The sequence below is a fragment of the Microbacterium istanbulense genome (assembly GCF_037204145.1).
GTDB lineage: Bacteria > Actinomycetota > Actinomycetes > Actinomycetales > Microbacteriaceae > Microbacterium > Microbacterium istanbulense.
This window is the reverse complement of sequence record NZ_JBBDGN010000008.1, coordinates 82,632-99,065: the sequence shown is the minus strand read 5'-3', so window position 1 is coordinate 99,065 and position 16,434 is coordinate 82,632. Positions and strand designations below refer to the sequence as shown.

Here is a 16,434-nt window from a genome sequence, read left to right as displayed (position 1 = left end):
TGCTAAGATTGATCCTTGGTGCACCGTCACCCATCGACTTTTCCGTAGTTCACCCCGCCATTCAAGGAATCAGCAATGAAGACTGACATTCACCCCGACTACCAGGCCGTCGTTTTCCGTGACCTCGGTTCGGGCGAGACCTTCCTCACCCGCTCCACCGTCACCAGCGACAAGACGATCGAGCTGGACGGTGTGGAGTACCCCGTCGTCGACGTCGAGATCTCCTCGGCCTCGCACCCGTTCTACACGGGCAAGCAGCGCATCATGGACTCGGCCGGTCGCGTCGAGAAGTTCAACCAGCGCTTCAAGGGCTTCGGCGGCTCCTCCAAGTAAGCCGTCTTCCAGAAGGACCCCTGCTCGCCACGCGAGCAGGGGTCCTTCTGCATTCCCGGGCACTTCTCCGTTAGCGTGACTCACGTCGAACGATTCTCCCCAGGTTCGTCCGGCACAGCGTCGTGCGCCCCAGCATCGGCGCTGATTCCATCACGCGGACAGGTACGTTTCCCCAGCTGTCGGGCGTGCTCGGACCCGCGCGGCAGAAGGGGCCGCGGCAGGGCCGTTGGACGAGCGCGCACGCGGGGGTGAGGCGCGCCCGTCTGCTTTCCCCTGAAGGAAGTCATGCGAACAATCGCACGACCCGTGACGGCTGCCGTCGCGGGTGTTCTCTTGTTGTCCCTCTGTGCCGCACCGGCGTCCGCACTCGAGGAGGGTCCCCACCTTCTCGGCGCGAACACTGCCGCCGCCGCGGCGGGTCTGCCGCTGAATGATCTGGTCGTCTCCGGCGGTGAGGTCTATTCCAGTTATGGCGACTACGACCGCAATGTCGGTCCTGTCGAGTTGGCCTCGCTGAACACAGCTACGGGCGCGGAGACTCGTCATCTCACTGTAAACGGAGAGGAGCTCAAAGCGCTCCGTGAGTTCGACGGCCGGGTGTTCGCGGCGGACGTCGACCCGCGCACGGCGTGGTCCGCGAACGCCGGATTCGCCTCGAACAGGTCGGGTGCGTGGAACTATGACTCGGCGACGCCGTTCATCCACGTGTTCGATGTGGCCGAGCTCGGCGGGGAGATCTTCCTCGCCGGCAGCATCCTCAACCCCGACCCGGCGCGATTCGGTCGCGCACCGTATCTCGCGGTGATCAAGAAGAGCACCGACAACGGGCGTACCTGGACGATCGAGCGCGCCCGCTCATCGGCATCCGGCAGCAACGATGGCGATCGCTACTACTGGCTGGCTGTCGTCGGTGATCAGGTGGCTGGCATCGCCGAGGTGCGCGACGCCAAGGGTGCTCCGAACCGCACGCTGGATGTCTACCGAGCCGGGCGGTGGCACACGATCGACCTCGGCGCCCGCTCCGCCGAGGCCATGGTGCATGACCCGAGCGAGATCGAGGTCATCGGCAGTCGCATCGTGATCGCGCGCAACAACCGCGTCGTTTATCTCGACCTCGCGGCGAAGGGCAAGGATGCGGGGATCACGTCTGCGAACTGGCCTGCTGATATCGGCCTTGCGGATCTCGCCGTCGACCGTGGCGTGATGTACGCGGTCGGATCGCGCATCGCCGGGCCTGATCTGGGATCCGCCAATGCGTCCGTCTACGCGACGCGTGACGGTGCTACGTGGCAACTTGTTGATCAGCCCGCTGTGCTGCCCGCGACCACCTACTGGGATCATGGCGGGGGCGAGATGATTCCGATTCCGGGCGCCTACACGGCCATTGACGTCGCAGGCGGCCAGATGTATCTCGGCGGCAACGACGCGCAGATCTACGCGCAGCCCGCACCTTCGGTGCGTTGACGACAGCCGTGGCCCGCCCTTCGGGGTGGGCCACGGTGCTCATCACACAACGTCGGTGACGAGGGCCGGCACGATGTCGGGTGACGCCGTGCGGGTGTCACCCGACGGATCACTCGGATGCCACGGACGCCGCCCGCACCGGCCAGGTTCCGTCGAGGTGCTCCTCCGGCTCGATGCGCCCGATTTTGACGAAGTACTCGGTCAGGCTGGCGGCCTGGGCTCGCGCCCACGCGATCTGACGCGTGTGCAGCTCGTCGGCCGTCGCCGGCAGCGCGAACTCGCGTGCGAGCGCCTGAGCCACCCGCCCCGCAGCCACGGCATCGGCGGAGGCATCGTGCGCACCGTCGAGCGGGACCGCATAGTGCGCGGCGACGATCTCGAGTGTGCGTTCGCCTGGCCGATACCGGTCGTAGGCCTTGTCGATCACCAGGGGGTCGATCACGGGGGACGGCACGTCGATCGGATCGATGCCGTGGCGGCGACACTCCGCCGCCAGCAGAGAGAAATCGTAGGAGGCGTTGTAGGCCACCACCGGCACGCCCTGGCGGAACAGCGCCCGCAGGGCGCGCGCGACCTCCGAGACCACTTCTGCCGCCGGTCGTCCTTCGGCGCGGGCCCGTTCGGTTGTGATCCCATGCACCGCGGTGGCGCCGTCAGGGATCGGGATGCCGGGGTCGGCCAGCCAATCGCGCGCCGCGATCTCACGCCCCCTCGGGTCGAGTACGCCCACGTGCGCCGTCACGATGCGATCGGCCTGCACATCGACGCCGGTGGTCTCGAGATCGAACACGCCGACGCGGGTCAGCCAGTCGGGGAGCGGGGCTTCGCGGGTCATGGCCCTCACTGTAGGGGTGGCCACAGACGTTGCCCGTAGACTCGTCGCATGTCCGCTCCTTCGCCCTACGCAGAGCGCCTGAGCGCCATCCCGGTACAGCGCCACGAGGTCGAGGTCGGCGGCGGAACCACCGTCTACTGGGCATACGGGCCGTCCGCAGCAGATGCCACCACGACGGTCATCGCCGTGCACGGTTTCCGTGGTGAGCACCACGGTCTCGAGCCGGTCGTCGCGTACCTGCCCGACGTGCGTGTCATCTCTCCCGATCTCCCCGGCTTCGGTGAGACCGCGCCGCTTCCTGGACGTGCGCATGATCTGGCGACGTACACGGACTGGCTGCGGGAGTTCGCCAGCGCTGTGGCGCCCGGTGCCATCATTCTCGGTCACTCCTTCGGCTCGATCGTGACCTCAGCCGCGGTGGCGGACGGCCTGCAGACGCCGCGGCTCATCCTGATCAACCCGATCGGCGCGCCGGCGCTGGAAGGGCCCAAGGGCGTGCTCACGCGTCTCGCCGTGCTGTACTACGCGCTCGGGGCGCGGCTGCCCGAGCGCTGGGGGACGGCGCTGCTGCGGCATCCGATCATCGTGCGCACCATGAGCGTCGCCATGGCGAAGACTTCTGATCCTGCCCTGCGTCGGTTCATCCACGACCAGCACGACACCTACTTCTCGCGTTTTTCGGATCGGGACACGCTGCACGACGCCTTCGTCACCAGCGTGTCGCACGACGTCCGCGCTGCGGCGCCACGCATCTCCGTACCGACGCTCCTGATCGCGGCGCAGCGCGACGACATCACCCCGATCGAAGCCGAGCGGGAGCTGGCGGGGATGTTCTCGGATGCCGCACTCGTCGAGATCGCCGACGTGGGGCACCTCATCCACTACGAGGCGCCGGCCGAGGCCGCCGGCGCGATTCGCCGCTTCCTCAGGACTCCCGTCGCGCCAGGCCGATAAGGCCCGCCACGCGGAACGGGATGACCTCGCCCATGGCCAGCGATGTCTCGGTGCGCTCCACACCTTCGATCGACAGGATGCGGGCATCCGTGTCGAAGAGGTGACGAGCGTCGCGACAGGCCACGCGGGCGAGGATGTCGATCGAACCGCTGAGCCCGTGGGCCTGCACGACCTCCGGCACGCGGGAGAGCTCGGCGATGATCCGTGCCATCTCCGTCTGGCGGACCCCGATGCTCACGAACGCCTGCAGCGGGAAGCCGAGCACCTCGGTCGAGAAGGCCCGCTCGTAAGCCTGGAACACGCCGGTCTGCTCGAGCCTGGCCATGCGCGCCTGGATCGTATTGCGTGACAGACGCAGCCTCTCGGCGAGCGCGACCACGGTGATGCGCGGGTCTTCGGAGAGAGCGGTGAGCAGTTCGAGATCGACACGGTCAAGCACGGGCATAGTGCCACACGTTAGCAGGTGACATTGTGCCCTTGCTGAGCAACATGCTCAGCGTCGCCGAACATGCTTGAGCGAGGTGTTAGGTCGACGTACGCTCGACACAAGGCCGACATCGCTGTCGCGCCCCGTGCCAGCCCCACAAGGGCGACGCGTCAGGAGGACACCGATGTCACCGAACACCACCCCCATCGTCGACACCGAACACGATCTCGAAATGGTCGAACGCGTCCTCGGTCCGGACGGCACACGCGTGCCGAATCCCGACCTCGACCCGTTCCTCTCCGACATCGACGACCAGGCCCTGCTCGACCTGCACCGCGACATGCTCGTGCTGCGTCGTATCGACAGCGAGGGCGTTGCGCTGCAGCGCCAGGGTCAGTTGGGCCTGTGGGCGCCCTGCAACGGCCAGGAGGCCGCGCAGATCGGCACCGGCCGAGCCCTCGCCGCGCAGGACTTCGTGTTTCCCAGTTACCGCGAGCACGGCGTGATGTACACCCGTGGTGCCGAACCAGGCGACTACGTGCGCATGTGGCGTGGGGAAGAGGGTGCGGCGTACGACCCGGCCCGGATCGGTATGGCGCCCCTGCAGATCATCATCGGTGCGCAGACGCTGCACGCCGTCGGCTACGGCATCGGCATCCAGCACGACGGTACGGACGAGGTCGCGGTCAGCTACTTCGGCGACGGCGCCACCAGTCAGGGCGATGTGAACGAGGCGATGGTCTTTGCCGCCTCGTTCCGCGCTCCGGTGGTGTTCGTGTGCCAGAACAACCACTGGGCGATCTCCGAACCGGTCGGTCTGCAGTCGCAGTATCCGCTCGCGGGCCGGGCGCCGGCCTTCGGCATCCCCAGTGTGCGCGTCGACGGCAATGATGTTCTCGCCTGCCTCGCCGCCATGCGCTGGGCACTCGGCCACGCGCGCTCGGGCAAGGGACCCGCGTACATCGAGGCCGTCACCTACCGCATGGGGCCGCACACCACGGCCGACGACCCGAAGCGGTACCGCGACGAGGCCGAGCTCGAGCAGTGGCGTCGGCGCGACCCGATCGCCCGCCTGGAGGCGTACCTGCACGCCAAGGGGTTGCTGGATCAGGCACATCACGACGCCGTCCAGGCAGAAGCGGACCGCGTCGCCAAGGAGATGCGCGCCGCCTGCCTCGGGATGACCACCCGGCCGCCGCTCGCGGTCTTCGACGGGGTATACGCCGAGCCGCACTCGGGTCTCGAGCGTCAGCGCGACCAGTACGCCGCGTACCTCGCCGCGTTCGAGGAGGCCTGAGATGACCCAGATGACATTGGGCAAGGCCCTCACCGCTGGCCTGCGCCAGGCGATGCGCGACGACGACAAGGTCGTGCTGCTCGGGGAGGACATCGGAAAGCTCGGCGGCGTGTTCCGCATCACCGATGGCCTGCTCGACGAGTTCGGCGCGAAGCGCGTGATCGACACGCCGCTGGCGGAGTCGGGCATCGTCGGCACGGCCGTCGGGCTGGCGTTCCGCGGGTACCGGCCGGTCGTCGAGATTCAGTTCGACGGATTCGTGTACCCGGCTTTCGACCAGATCGTCTCCCAGGTCGCCAAGTTGCACTACCGCACCCAGGGCAGTGTGAAGATGCCGATCACGATCCGTATTCCGTGGGCAGGGGGTATCGGCGCGGCCGAGCACCACTCCGAGTCGCCGGAGGCGTACTTCGTGCACACCGCCGGCTTGCGCGTGATCGCGGTGTCGAACCCCGAGGACGCGTACCGCTGTCTGCGGCAGGCGATCGCCTCGGATGACCCGGTGATCTTCTTCGAGCCCAAACGGCTCTACCACCACAAGGGCGAGGTCGACCTCGAGGCGCCGCTCGCCGACGCCGCGCCTATGGGCCTGGCCCGAGTCGTGCGAGCGGGAACGGATGCCACGCTCATCACGTACGGCGCGATGGTCGGTACCGCGATGGATGCGGCCGCCGCGGCGGAGGACGAGGGCGTGTCGCTGGAGGTCATCGACCTGCGCTCGATCTCACCGGTCGACTATGACACCGTGAACGCCGCGGTGCGGCGCACCGGACGCGTCGTCGTCGCGCACGAGGCCTCGCGTGAGGCCGGGGTCGCTGCCGAGGTGATCGCGAGCATCACGGAGAACTGCTTCGAGTACCTCGAGGCGCCGCCGCTGCGGGTCACCGGCCATGACGTGCCCTACCCGCCGGCGAAGCTCGAGAAGTACCACCTGCCGGATCTCGATCGTCTCCTCGACGCGGTCGACCGGCTCTTGGACCGCCCCAACAGCCTGACCGACAGCACGAAAGGTGCACAGCGATGATCGCCGAGTTCCATCTTCCCGATCTGGGTGAGGGACTCACCGAGGCCGAGGTCGTCCAGTGGCTGGTCGCGCCGGGCGACGCTGTCGCGCTGAACCAGACCCTTGCCGAGGTCGAGACGGCCAAGGCCGTGGTCGAGCTGCCTTCACCGTATGAGGGGACGGTCACCGATCTGCACGCGCAGGCCGGAGACACCGTCGCCGTCGGCGCTCCGCTGATCGCGTTCGACGTCGCCGGCACTGAGCCGGAGGGCGACTCGGGCCCGGCGGCCGAGGATGCCGAGAAGGCCCAGCCCAATCTCGTCGGCTACGGCGCGGCACCGGCCTCAAGCGGTCGACCTGCACGCAGGGCGCGTCGCGCGGGCACGGCGGCCACCGACCAGCACGAGACGGCCGTGCTCGCCGATGCGCCGCACGACGTGCTCCCGGAGACCGAAGCCGAGCCCACCACAGGGGAGCGCCCGCGCTCGACGCCGCCGGTGCGGGCGCACGCGAAGCGGCTGGGCATCGACCTCGTGCTCGTCGCGGCTGAGGTCGGTGACCGGGTGATCACCCGCGCCGACGTCGACGCCTACGCAGAGCGGGTCGGCGCTGCCACATCGGTGACGACGCCGGCGCCCGTGCCGGCCGTCCCCGCGAACGCCGCCGCGCTGTCGCCCGAGCAGCGGGAGACCCGGATCCCGATCCGCGGGGTGCGCAAGCACACCGCAGCAGCCATGGTGCAGAGCGCCTTCACCGCGCCTCACGTCACCACCTTCCACACCGTTGACGTGACGGCGACGATGGAGCTGATCGAGCAACTGCGCGCGGACAAGCGGCTGTCGGGTCACCGGATCGGGCCGCTGGTCGTGATCGCCAAGGCCGCTGTCCTTGCCCTGGGGCGCAACCCCTCGCTCAACGCCCGCTGGGACGAGCAGGCGGGCGAGATCGTGGAGCATCACTTCGTGGATCTCGGCATTGCGGCCTCCACTGACCGCGGTCTCATCGTGCCCAACATCCGCGATGCCGACCGGATGTCACTGACCGAACTCGCCGACGCGCTGCAGGCGCTCACCGAAACCGCGCGGTCGGGAAAGACGAGTCCCGCAGAGCTCGCAGGCGGCACCTTCTCGATCACCAACATCGGTGTGTTCGGCATCGACGCCGGCACCCCGATCCTGCCGCCGGGGCAGTCCGGCATCCTCGCCGTCGGTGCCGTGCGCCGTCAGCCGTGGGAGTACGGCGGCGAGATCGCGCTCCGTCAGATGATGACCCTGAGCCTGTCGTTCGACCACCGCCTGGTCGATGGCGCTGAGGGGGCGAAGTTCCTCAAGGACGTCGCCGACATCCTCGAGCAGCCGGGTCGAGCCCTGCTGTTCTGAACGTGCAGACGAGCTGAACCGTGCGGGTGGGCGCCTCAGGCATCCGCCCGCACGGCCGCTTCGGCCATGGCCGCCAACACCGCGGCCGTGTGTGCGGTGGCGCGCGACGCGGCACGGGTGCTGTGCGGTGTGGAGTTGATCAGGCCGAAGCAGGCCTGCACGCGCAGACGCAGCGCATCCGGCGAGTCGTCGCGCAGCGCACCCAGCGCATCGATCCAGAGGGCGATGTAGATGCGCTGCAGACGGCGCACCTCCGCGCGGTCGGCGGGGGAGAGGTGGGCGAGATTGTGGTCTTGCACGCGGATGACATCTGCGTTGTGCAGGGCGAAGTGCACGTGGAATGCGATCAGTTCGTGCATCCGTCGCTGCTCGTCCTCTGCCGCGGCGAACACCGCGCTGCCCCCGATGACCAGACGTTCGCTCACGCCCACCAGCACCGCGCCGAGCAGCGCCTGCTTGCCGGAGAAGTGACGGTACACAGCCGGACCGGAGACGCCGACGGCCGCACCGATGTCTTCGAGGCTCACACCGGGGTATCCGCGCTCGGCGAACAGGCGAGCCGCCGCAGCCAGAATCGCGTCGGTGCGCTCTGCCTTGGCCCGGTCTCGGGCCGTCTCGGTGCTTGTCATCTCGGTTAATCCTCGCTAACCTGAATCATCGGGTTAGTGAACACTAACCGACTTGGCGGGCTGACCGCCAGAGTCAACGTGAGTCGAGGAGGACGCACGATGCCGGCCACGCAGAGGGAACTCGCCGAAGAGCTCGATGCCCGCCTCGCGCAGACCGCTCTCGGCGGGCCAGAAGCGTCGCGGGAACGCCACGTCGCACGCGGCAAGATGCTGCCCCGCGACCGCGTCGCCCGCGTGCTCGACGAGGGGAGCCCGTTCATCGAGATCGCCCCGCTCGCCGCGAACGGTCTCTACGACGACCAGGCCCCCGCCGCCGGCGTCATCGCCGGCATCGGCCTCGTACACGGGCGGCACGTGATGGTGGTGTGCAATGACCCGACAGTGAAGGGCGGAACCTACTACCCGCTGACGGTCAAGAAGCACCTTCGTGCGCAGGAGATCGCGCTGGAGAACCGGCTGCCGTGTCTCTACCTCGTCGACTCCGGCGGGGCGTTCCTGCCCAAGCAGGATGAGGTGTTCCCTGACCGCGATCACTTCGGTCGCATCTTCTACAACCAGGCGCGCATGTCAGCAGCAGGCATTCCCCAGTTGGCAGCCGTGCTCGGCTCCTCTACAGCCGGCGGCGCGTATGTGCCCGCGATGAGCGATGAAACGGTAATCGTCCGCAACCAGGGGACGATCTTCCTCGGCGGGCCGCCGCTGGTGAAGGCCGCAATCGGCGAGGTGGTCACCGCCGAGGAACTGGGCGGAGGAGAACTGCACGCCCGGCGCTCCGGTGTCGTCGACCACCTCGCCGAGGACGACGAGCACGCTCTCGAGATCCTCCGCGACATCGTCGCAACGCTGCCCGCAGCGCAGGCACCGGCGTGGGTCGTCGAGCCCTCGCGCGCACCGGCGGTGACCGGCAGCCTGTACGACGTCGTGCCCGTCGATGTGAACGCGGCGTATGACGTACACGAGGTCATCGACCGCCTCGTCGATGCCGAGAGCGTGCGGGAGTTCAAGGCCGAATACGGCACCACCCTCGTCACCGCCTTCGCACGTCTGCACGGCCATCCGGTGGGCATCCTCGCCAACAACGGCGTGCTCTTCGGCGAGTCCGCGGTCAAGGGGGCGCACTTCATCGAGCTGTGCGATCAGCGGGGCATCCCGCTGCTGTTCCTGCAGAACATCACCGGATTCATGGTCGGCACCGATGCCGAGGCGGGCGGCATCGCCAAGGACGGCGCCAAGATGGTCACTGCTGTCGCGACCACGCGCGTGCCCAAACTGACCGTCATCATCGGCGGCTCCTTCGGAGCCGGCAACTACTCCATGTGCGGCCGCGCGTACTCGCCGCGGTTCCTGTGGAGCTGGCCGGGCAGCCGCATCTCTGTGATGGGTGGGCCGCAGGCCGCATCCGTTCTCGCCACCGTCAAAGAAGACCAACTCGTGGCGCGAGGCGAGGGATGGGGTGCCGACGAGCGCACCGCCTTCGAGGCGCCGATCCGCGAACAGTACGAACACCAGGGCGACCCGTACTACGCGACCGCTCGATTGTGGGACGACGGCATCATCGACCCCGACCGCACGCGTGACCTCCTCGGTCTCGCCCTCGACGTCGTCTCCCGCAGCCCCCTGCCCGAACCGCGCTTCGGCGTCTTCCGGATGTGACCCATGAGCATCATCTTTGACACCGTTCTGATCGCCAATCGTGGCGAGATCGCCCGCCGAGTGATCCGCACGCTGCGAGCCCTCGGCATCCGCAGTGTCGCGGTCTACAGCGACGCCGATGCCGACGCGCCGCACGTGCGCGAGGCTGACGAAGCCGTGCACATCGGGGGATCGGCCGCCGCAGACTCCTATCTGCGCGTCGACGCCGTCATCGCAGCCGCCCGTGCCACGGGGGCCCAGGCGATCCACCCGGGCTACGGCTTCCTCTCCGAGAGTGTCGCGCTCGCGCAGGCGTGTGCGGACGCGGGGATCGTGTTCATCGGCCCGTCGGCGCAGGCGCTGGAGATCATGGGGGACAAAGCCCGCGCCCGTGACCACGTGTCACAGCATGGCGTCCCCGTCGTTCCTGGATTCCACGCTCAGGGAATGGACGATACCCAGATCCGTGCGCGCGCCGACGAGGTGGGCTATCCGCTGCTGATCAAGCCGACCGCCGGTGGCGGCGGAAAGGGCATGGAGATCGTCACCGCGGGCGACGCACTCGCGCCCGCTCTGGCCACCGCACGCCGGGTCGCGACGGCCGCCTTCGGCGATGATGTCCTGGTGCTCGAGCGCCTGGTCACACGGCCGCGGCACATCGAGGTTCAGGTCTTCGGCGACACGCACGGCACCGTCGTCGCGTTCGGTGAGCGCGAGTGCACCCTGCAGCGACGTCACCAGAAGGTCATCGAGGAGGCGCCGGCAGCGCACCTGCCCGAGGCGGTGCGGACGCGTCTGCTCGAGGCCGCCGTCGCCGCCGCGCGGAGCGTGCAGTATGTCGGCGCAGGGACCGTGGAGTTCCTGGTCGAGGCTGACACTGTCGATGAGGTCTTCTTCATCGAGATGAACACCCGCCTGCAGGTGGAGCATCCGGTCACCGAGGAGGTCACCGGCCTCGACCTCGTCGCACTGCAGCTGCAGGTCGCCGCCGGCGGCGCGCTGCCGGAGCCGCCCGACGTGCGCGGGCACGCTGTGGAGGCGCGGGTGTACGCCGAGTCGCCCGAACGCGGCTTCCTGCCGTCGACGGGCCGCGTTCTGCTCTTCGACGCGCCCCCGGGCGTGCGCGTGGATGCTGCCATCGAGACGGGTTCGGAGGTCACCGGGTTCTACGACCCGATGATCGCGAAGGTGATCGCGGTCGGTCCGGATCGGGAGACCGCGCTGCGGCGCCTGGACCTCGCTCTCGCGCGCACCGTCGTGCTGGGGGTGGACACGAACATCGCCTTCCTGCGCGCCCTGTGCCAGAACGATCGTGTCGTCACCGGCGATCTCGACACGGGCCTCATCGAGACCTTGCTCCCGCTGCCCACCTCCGAACCGACGGAGCTGATGTTGGCCGCCGCAGCGCATGCGGTGACGCACACACGCCGCGCGGGCGCTGACGAGTTGTGGCAGAAGCTGCCGGGATGGCGGCTCGGAGCGCAGGCATCGCTGCCACGGACCTTCTTCCTCACGGACGACGATGCGGTCGTGGAGGCCCCCGCGGCCTACACCCATCGCATCCCCGTGCGCATTGATGACGACGGCGCGATCTGGGTGTCGGCCGAGGGCGTCACCCAGCGGCTGCGTCCGCTGTCCCGGCGGGAGCGTCTGCGGCGACGGTTGGCGGAGCGCAGCGTCGCCGCCGGCCCCCGGGAACCGGAGGGGCGCGCCCCCATGCCGGGCAGCGTCGTCGCGGTGCACGTCGCCGACGGCGACACGGTCAGCGCCGGCGACCCGCTCGTCTCGATCGAGGCGATGAAGATGGAGCATCCGGTGCTCGCGCCGCACAACGGCACGGTGCATCTGCTGGTCGCCGTGGGCGATCAGGTGCGGCGCGACCAACCCGTCGCCCGCGTCAGCGAAGAGGAGAACGCATGAGCGAGAACCAGTCCCTGGCCGACCTGAACGAGGATGAGCGCGAGCTCGCCGGAATGGTGCGCGAGTTCGCCGAGCAGGTGGTGGCGCCGCAGGCCTATGAGGCCGACCGCACGCACACGCTCAACATCGACGTCGTGCGCCAGATGGGCGACCTCGGCCTGTTCGGTCTGCCGTTCCCCGAGGAGCACGGCGGACAGGGCGGCGACTACCTCGCGCTCGGCATCGCGATCGAGGCGCTCGCGCGGGTCGACCAGTCGATCGCGATCACGCTGGAGGCCGGTGTCAGCCTTGGCGCCATGCCGATTCACCGGTTCGGCACCGAGGAGCAGAAGGCCGAGTACCTGCCCTCTCTGCTCGCGGGCGAGGCCCTGGCGGGATTCGGCCTCACCGAGCCTGAGGCCGGGAGCGACGCCGGCGCTACCCGCACGACAGCGCGCCTGGACGGCGGCGAATGGGTGATCGACGGGACCAAGCAGTTCATCACCAACTCCGGTACCCCGATCACCCGTTTCGTGACGGTGACCGCCGTCACCGGGGAGAGCGAGGGACGCAAGGAGATCTCGACGATCATCGTCCCCAACGGGACCCCCGGATTCACCGTCGAGCCCGCGTACGACAAGGTCGGCTGGAACGCCTCCGACACGCATCCGCTCACACTGCAGGGTGTGCGGGTGCCTGAGGGCAACCTGCTGGGTGTGCGCGGGCACGGCTTCCGCAACTTCCTCAGCATCCTCGACGAGGGACGCATCGCCATCGCGGCCCTCGCCACGGGCGCGGCGGAGGGATGCCTCGAGGCCGCGGTCGACTACGCCCGACAGCGCACCGTGTTCGGCGCCGCGCTCAGCACCCGCCAGAACGCCCAGTTCACGCTCGCGCGCATGCGCGCCCGTGTGCACACGGCGCGTCTGGCCTGGCACCACGCCGCTCGCCTGCGGGATGCGGGCAAGCCGTTCGCGGAAGAGGCCGCCATCGCCAAGCTCGTCGCTGGCGATGCCGCGATGGACAACGCGCGCGATGCGACGCAGATCTTCGGTGGCAACGGGTTCATGAACGAGTACCCGGTCGCGCGTCACTACCGCGACTCGAAAATCCTCGAGATCGGCGAGGGCACCACCGAGGTGCAACTGCTCGTCATCGCCCGCGCGCTGGGCCTCGCCGGGTAGCGTGGCGCCATGACCGACATCGTCCAGCGAGGGTTGTACTACGAAGAGTTCGAGGCCGGTGCGCGGTACCTGCATCGGCCGGGCCGCACGGCGACCGAGGCCGACAACGTGCTGTTCACGACGCTCACCATGAACACGCAGGCGTTGCACCTGGACGCGGCGTTCGCCGCCGCTCAGCAGCCGTTCGGGCAGCGCCTGATGAACTCGATGTGGACTCTGTCGACGATGGTGGGCGCCTCGGTCGCCCAGCTCACCCAGGGCACTCTGGTGGCGCAGCTCGGCCTGGGTGAGATCGCCTTCCCGCATCCGCTGTTCGCCGGTGACACGTTGTACACCGAGAGCGTCATCACCGCGAAGCGGCTCTCCTCGTCGCGTCCGGGACAGGGCGTCGTGACGATCGCGCACACCGGGCGCAATCAAGACGGCACGGTCGTCGCGACCGCCACCCGCACCGTGCTCGTGCACTGTATGCCGAACAGGGAATGATCATGTTCGACCTCGGCCCCGCGCTCCTCTTCTGCCCCGCTGACCGTCCGGAGCGCTTCGCCGGCGCCCTGGCCAAGGCGGATGCGGTGATCCTCGACCTCGAAGATGCGGTGCTGCCGGAGGCAAAGGCCCAGGCGCGCTCGAACATCGTTGCTGCCGAGCTTGATCCGGCGCGCGTCATCGTCCGTGTGAACGCGCCCGACACGACCGAGTTCGGCGCCGACCTGGATGCCCTCGCCCGCACGCCGTTCCGCACCGTGATGGTGGCGAAGACCGAAGACGCGGATGCCCTCGACGTCTTCGGGGCCGGGTACGACCTGCTGGCATTGTGTGAGACGGCGCGCGGCATTCACGCCGCCGGTCGCATGGCCGCGCATCCCCACGTCACCGGTCTCATGTGGGGCGCGGAGGATCTCGTGGCATCGTTGGGCGGCACGTCGAGCAGGTTCGCCGACGGTCGGTACCGCGACGTCGCCCGCGTCGCGCGCGCTCAGGTGCTGCTCGCCGCTGGCGCGCACGGCAAGGGAGCGATCGACGCCGTGCATCTCGACATCGCCGACCTGGAGGGTCTGCAGGACGAGGCCATCGATGCCGCCGCATCCGGTTTCCGCGCCACAGCGTGCATCCACCCGTCACAGGTCGCGACGATCCGCGACGCCTACCGACCGGGTGCCGACGCCGTGGCGTGGGCCCGCGCTGTGCTGGCTGCCGCCGCGGGCGAACGCGGCGTGTTCCGCTTCGAGGGGCGGATGATCGATGAGCCGGTGCTGCGCCACGCACGCTCGCTGATCGCGCGGGCAGGCTGACGCGAGTGGTCAGCCCAGACTGGCCGTGAAGGCGTCGACGACCGCGCTGAAATGGGGCAGGTCCTGCGGCCGGTGCTGCGCACCTTCGAGCACGACATGCTCGGCGCCGAGGTGGACAAGGCGCTCTGCGATGTACTCGTACTCGTCGTTCCAGCCGCCAGTGACGACGAGAATCGGCGTGTCCTGCAACATCTGCTCGCGAAGACCGTTGCCCCAGGGCAGAGGCGTTCGTGCCCAATGCTCCGCGACGGGCCGCTCCGTCTCCCAGTGCGCAGCGTTGAAGGATCCGCCGAACATGAGCGGACGGATGATGCCCCAGAAGCCAAGCAGGTCGCCTGTTGCCGCAAGGCTACGCGCCTCGCTGACGGCGCTGATGTGTCGCTCGATCGCCTCGTTCCCACGCACGAGATCGTAGAGCGCTGGCTCTACCAGCACGAGAGCCGCCGGATGAAGGGTCGGCGTCGCGAGCGCCGCGCTTACCCCGAGGATCGAATGCGCGAACAGGATGGGACTTCCAGAGACCTGCGCGGCGATCAGCGTCGCCTGTGCAGGCGGAGCCTGATCTGTCGGCAGTGGCACGAACTCATCCGCATCGACCCGCGCGGAGGGCCAGGCCCGCTGCGCGGGGCGGCTGGCGCTGTGGGCGAACGCGCGACGTGTGCTCATTGCAGCCATCGTAGGCTGGTGACATGGCGGAGAAGTCCTGGTCCCTGAGTCGCGCGCTGCGTGGCATGTTCGTCAAGCCCACGATCGACGAGACGACGTGGGAAGACTTGGAGACGGCGCTGCTCGGTGCCGACTTCGGCCCTGACATCACCGAGCGACTCATCGACGAGTTGCACGAGAAAGTCGATCGTTACCGCACGACCGATCCGAAGGATCTTCAGCGGATGCTGCGCGAGACGCTCGAGGAGCACTTCGCCAAGTTCGACACCACCCTCAAACTCACCGAGCGCCCGGCCGTCGTGCTGGTCGTCGGCGTCAACGGAGTGGGCAAGACCACGACGATCGGCAAGTTCACCAAGTTCCTGCGCGGCTACCAGCGCAGTGTGGTCGTCGGCGGAGCCGACACGTTCCGTGCGGCAGCCGTCGACCAACTGGCGACGTGGGCGCAGCGCGGGGGAGCGGCGATGGTGCGTCCGCAGCACGAGGGGCAGGACCCGGCATCCGTCGCCTTCCAGACTGTGGAGTACGCACAGCGCAACGGCACGGAGATCGCGATCATCGACACCGCTGGGCGGCTACAGACCAAGGGCGGACTCATGGACGAGCTGTCCAAGGTGCGCCGGGTGATCGAGAAGCTCGCCCCGATCAGCGAGGTGCTGCTCGTGCTCGATGCCACCACCGGGCAGAACGGCGTCGCACAGGCGGAGGCATTCCTGCAGCACGCCGGCGTCACGGGGCTCGTGATCACGAAGCTCGACGGATCCGCCAAGGGCGGTTTCGTACTCAACGTGCAGGAGCGCACGGGCATCCCCGTCAAGCTTCTCGGACAGGGCGAGGGCATCGACGACCTCACCGGTTTCACCCCGCACGTGTTCGTCTCGTCGTTGGTCGGCGCGTAGGGCTACCGCCCGACGCGGCAGGCTGGTTTCATAGCGATATGGCGATCGAACACGACTACTTCGGACTGCTCTCCTCCGGCCCGGACGGATCGATCTTCTGGACGGAGCGCGTCGAATTCGGCGACCAGTCCGTCACCGTCGACCTGACCGCCCCTGACCAGGAGGACGTCTCTCCGACGGCTCTGGATGTAGCTGCCGGACTCATCGCGGGCCTGGAGAACGTGGATGCGACTGCCCGACGGGGCATGCTCGCCGAGGTCGATGACCGCACCAGTGAGGTGACCGAGTACATCCTGCAGCAGCAGGAGCACTACGGTGAAGACCTCGCCGACGTGCTCGTGGATGTCAGCGGTGACGCCGCTGTCGACATCATCCGATCGCTCCGGCTGATGAGCATGACGATCCTCGCCGACGAGCACGGCGGGGCCGAGCCGTTCGCGGTTCTCGAGTACGCGCTCGACGGCGACACCGAAGACGATGTGCTGCTGGTCAATCTCGGATCCGACGGCGCAGTGCTCTCGGTGATGAGCGCCGACTGACA

General features: G+C 68.5%; 17 protein-coding genes. 13 read left to right on the top strand and 4 right to left on the bottom strand.

The annotated features are described in order from the left end of the window. Positions 1-75 precede the first annotated feature (75 nt). Positions 76-333, top strand: a complete 258-nt coding sequence (locus WDU93_RS09840) for a type B 50S ribosomal protein L31 (RefSeq protein WP_337320080.1) — start codon at positions 76-78, stop codon at positions 331-333. Positions 334-639: 306 nt separating this feature from the next. After that, positions 640-1,797 carry a hypothetical protein gene (locus WDU93_RS09835; RefSeq protein ID WP_337320077.1) on the top strand — a complete coding sequence of 386 codons (1,158 nt, stop codon included), beginning with the start codon at positions 640-642 and terminating at the stop codon, positions 1,795-1,797. 109 nt (positions 1,798-1,906) lie between these two features. On the opposite strand, the gene WDU93_RS09830 is transcribed toward WDU93_RS09835, so the two are convergent. Next, positions 1,907-2,632, bottom strand: coding sequence for a 3'-5' exonuclease (locus tag WDU93_RS09830; RefSeq protein WP_337320074.1), 726 nt, complete (start codon positions 2,630-2,632; stop codon positions 1,907-1,909). A gap of 48 nt (positions 2,633-2,680) precedes the next feature. Here WDU93_RS09830 and WDU93_RS09825 point away from each other — a divergent pair, with 48 nt between their 5' ends. Continuing rightward, positions 2,681-3,586 (top strand): alpha/beta fold hydrolase, encoded by a 906-nt coding sequence (locus WDU93_RS09825; RefSeq protein ID WP_337320071.1) that lies wholly within the window; start codon positions 2,681-2,683, stop codon positions 3,584-3,586. Here WDU93_RS09825 and WDU93_RS09820 read toward each other — a convergent pair. Further along, the gene (locus tag WDU93_RS09820; RefSeq protein WP_337320068.1) at positions 3,558-4,031 is read right to left on the bottom strand and encodes an Lrp/AsnC family transcriptional regulator; all 474 of its coding nucleotides are present in this window, start codon (positions 4,029-4,031) and stop codon (positions 3,558-3,560) included. The two genes, WDU93_RS09825 and WDU93_RS09820, sit on opposite strands and share 29 nt — an antisense overlap. Before the next feature lie 166 nt (positions 4,032-4,197). Between WDU93_RS09820 and pdhA the strand changes: the two genes are divergently transcribed. Genes pdhA through WDU93_RS09805 form a run of 3 tightly spaced genes read left to right on the top strand, consistent with a single transcriptional unit; the run spans position 4,198 to position 7,692 of the window. After that, positions 4,198-5,310: a pyruvate dehydrogenase (acetyl-transferring) E1 component subunit alpha gene (gene pdhA, locus WDU93_RS09815; protein WP_337320065.1), complete on the top strand. Its 1,113-nt coding sequence runs from the start codon at positions 4,198-4,200 to the stop codon at positions 5,308-5,310. Between the two features lies 1 nt (position 5,311). Next, positions 5,312-6,334 carry an alpha-ketoacid dehydrogenase subunit beta gene (locus WDU93_RS09810; protein WP_337320062.1) on the top strand — a complete coding sequence of 341 codons (1,023 nt, stop codon included), beginning with the start codon at positions 5,312-5,314 and terminating at the stop codon, positions 6,332-6,334. After that, positions 6,331-7,692 carry a dihydrolipoamide acetyltransferase family protein gene (locus WDU93_RS09805; protein ID WP_337320059.1) on the top strand — a complete coding sequence of 454 codons (1,362 nt, stop codon included), beginning with the start codon at positions 6,331-6,333 and terminating at the stop codon, positions 7,690-7,692. Before WDU93_RS09810 ends, WDU93_RS09805 begins: the two co-directional genes overlap by 4 nt. A gap of 35 nt (positions 7,693-7,727) precedes the next feature. Here the strand turns inward: WDU93_RS09805 and WDU93_RS09800 are convergent, their stop codons facing one another. Then, positions 7,728-8,321 (bottom strand): TetR/AcrR family transcriptional regulator, encoded by a 594-nt coding sequence (locus WDU93_RS09800; protein ID WP_337320057.1) that lies wholly within the window; start codon positions 8,319-8,321, stop codon positions 7,728-7,730. A gap of 99 nt (positions 8,322-8,420) precedes the next feature. Between WDU93_RS09800 and WDU93_RS09795 the strand changes: the two genes are divergently transcribed. From WDU93_RS09795 to WDU93_RS09775, 5 genes are read left to right on the top strand one after another with little or no spacing between them, the layout of a single operon-like run. After that, the gene (locus WDU93_RS09795; protein WP_337320054.1) at positions 8,421-9,974 is read left to right on the top strand and encodes a carboxyl transferase domain-containing protein; all 1,554 of its coding nucleotides are present in this window, start codon (positions 8,421-8,423) and stop codon (positions 9,972-9,974) included. Positions 9,975-9,977: 3 nt separating this feature from the next. Then, the gene (locus WDU93_RS09790; RefSeq protein ID WP_337320051.1) at positions 9,978-11,873 is read left to right on the top strand and encodes an acetyl/propionyl/methylcrotonyl-CoA carboxylase subunit alpha; all 1,896 of its coding nucleotides are present in this window, start codon (positions 9,978-9,980) and stop codon (positions 11,871-11,873) included. Beyond that, positions 11,870-13,036, top strand: coding sequence for an acyl-CoA dehydrogenase family protein (locus tag WDU93_RS09785; protein ID WP_337320048.1), 1,167 nt, complete (start codon positions 11,870-11,872; stop codon positions 13,034-13,036). The genes WDU93_RS09790 and WDU93_RS09785 overlap by 4 nt, the downstream gene beginning before the upstream one ends. Positions 13,037-13,045: 9 nt before the next feature. Then, entirely contained in the window at positions 13,046-13,522 is a 477-nt protein-coding gene (locus WDU93_RS09780) for a MaoC family dehydratase (protein WP_337320046.1), read from the top strand. Next, the gene (locus WDU93_RS09775; RefSeq protein ID WP_337320043.1) at positions 13,519-14,328 is read left to right on the top strand and encodes an HpcH/HpaI aldolase/citrate lyase family protein; all 810 of its coding nucleotides are present in this window, start codon (positions 13,519-13,521) and stop codon (positions 14,326-14,328) included. Before WDU93_RS09780 ends, WDU93_RS09775 begins: the two co-directional genes overlap by 4 nt. A gap of 9 nt (positions 14,329-14,337) precedes the next feature. Here the strand turns inward: WDU93_RS09775 and WDU93_RS09770 are convergent, their stop codons facing one another. Continuing rightward, a complete protein-coding gene (locus tag WDU93_RS09770) occupies positions 14,338-14,994 on the bottom strand; it encodes a hypothetical protein (protein WP_337320040.1) in 657 nt (218 codons plus the stop codon). Between the two features lie 23 nt (positions 14,995-15,017). Here WDU93_RS09770 and ftsY point away from each other — a divergent pair, with 23 nt between their 5' ends. Together ftsY and WDU93_RS09760 are read left to right on the top strand one after the other, a co-directional pair. Next, positions 15,018-15,893, top strand: coding sequence for a signal recognition particle-docking protein FtsY (ftsY, locus tag WDU93_RS09765; RefSeq protein WP_337320037.1), 876 nt, complete (start codon positions 15,018-15,020; stop codon positions 15,891-15,893). Between the two features lie 38 nt (positions 15,894-15,931). After that, on the top strand, positions 15,932-16,432 hold the full coding sequence (locus tag WDU93_RS09760) for a DUF2004 domain-containing protein (RefSeq protein WP_337320034.1): 501 nt from the start codon (positions 15,932-15,934) through the stop codon (positions 16,430-16,432). Positions 16,433-16,434 lie beyond the last annotated feature (2 nt).

What these genes read in the sequence shown, in the direction of transcription:
- WDU93_RS09775 (WP_337320043.1), top strand. Translation starts at nt 13,519, where the DNA reads ATGATCATGTTCGACCTCGGCCCCGCGCTCCTCTTCTGCCCCGCTGAC.
- WDU93_RS09810 (WP_337320062.1), top strand. Translation starts at nt 5,312, where the DNA reads ATGACCCAGATGACATTGGGCAAGGCCCTCACCGCTGGCCTGCGCCAG.
- WDU93_RS09805 (WP_337320059.1), top strand. Translation starts at nt 6,331, where the DNA reads ATGATCGCCGAGTTCCATCTTCCCGATCTGGGTGAGGGACTCACCGAG.
- WDU93_RS09785 (WP_337320048.1), top strand. Translation starts at nt 11,870, where the DNA reads ATGAGCGAGAACCAGTCCCTGGCCGACCTGAACGAGGATGAGCGCGAG.
- WDU93_RS09825 (WP_337320071.1), top strand. Translation starts at nt 2,681, where the DNA reads ATGTCCGCTCCTTCGCCCTACGCAGAGCGCCTGAGCGCCATCCCGGTA.
- WDU93_RS09840 (WP_337320080.1), top strand. Translation starts at nt 76, where the DNA reads ATGAAGACTGACATTCACCCCGACTACCAGGCCGTCGTTTTCCGTGAC.
- WDU93_RS09820 (WP_337320068.1), bottom strand. Translation starts at nt 4,031, where the DNA reads ATGCCCGTGCTTGACCGTGTCGATCTCGAACTGCTCACCGCTCTCTCC.
- WDU93_RS09770 (WP_337320040.1), bottom strand. Translation starts at nt 14,994, where the DNA reads ATGAGCACACGTCGCGCGTTCGCCCACAGCGCCAGCCGCCCCGCGCAG.
- WDU93_RS09780 (WP_337320046.1), top strand. Translation starts at nt 13,046, where the DNA reads ATGACCGACATCGTCCAGCGAGGGTTGTACTACGAAGAGTTCGAGGCC.
- WDU93_RS09760 (WP_337320034.1), top strand. Translation starts at nt 15,932, where the DNA reads ATGGCGATCGAACACGACTACTTCGGACTGCTCTCCTCCGGCCCGGAC.
- WDU93_RS09800 (WP_337320057.1), bottom strand. Translation starts at nt 8,321, where the DNA reads ATGACAAGCACCGAGACGGCCCGAGACCGGGCCAAGGCAGAGCGCACC.
- WDU93_RS09795 (WP_337320054.1), top strand. Translation starts at nt 8,421, where the DNA reads ATGCCGGCCACGCAGAGGGAACTCGCCGAAGAGCTCGATGCCCGCCTC.
- ftsY (WP_337320037.1), top strand. Translation starts at nt 15,018, where the DNA reads ATGGCGGAGAAGTCCTGGTCCCTGAGTCGCGCGCTGCGTGGCATGTTC.
- WDU93_RS09830 (WP_337320074.1), bottom strand. Translation starts at nt 2,632, where the DNA reads ATGACCCGCGAAGCCCCGCTCCCCGACTGGCTGACCCGCGTCGGCGTG.
- pdhA (WP_337320065.1), top strand. Translation starts at nt 4,198, where the DNA reads ATGTCACCGAACACCACCCCCATCGTCGACACCGAACACGATCTCGAA.
- WDU93_RS09790 (WP_337320051.1), top strand. Translation starts at nt 9,978, where the DNA reads ATGAGCATCATCTTTGACACCGTTCTGATCGCCAATCGTGGCGAGATC.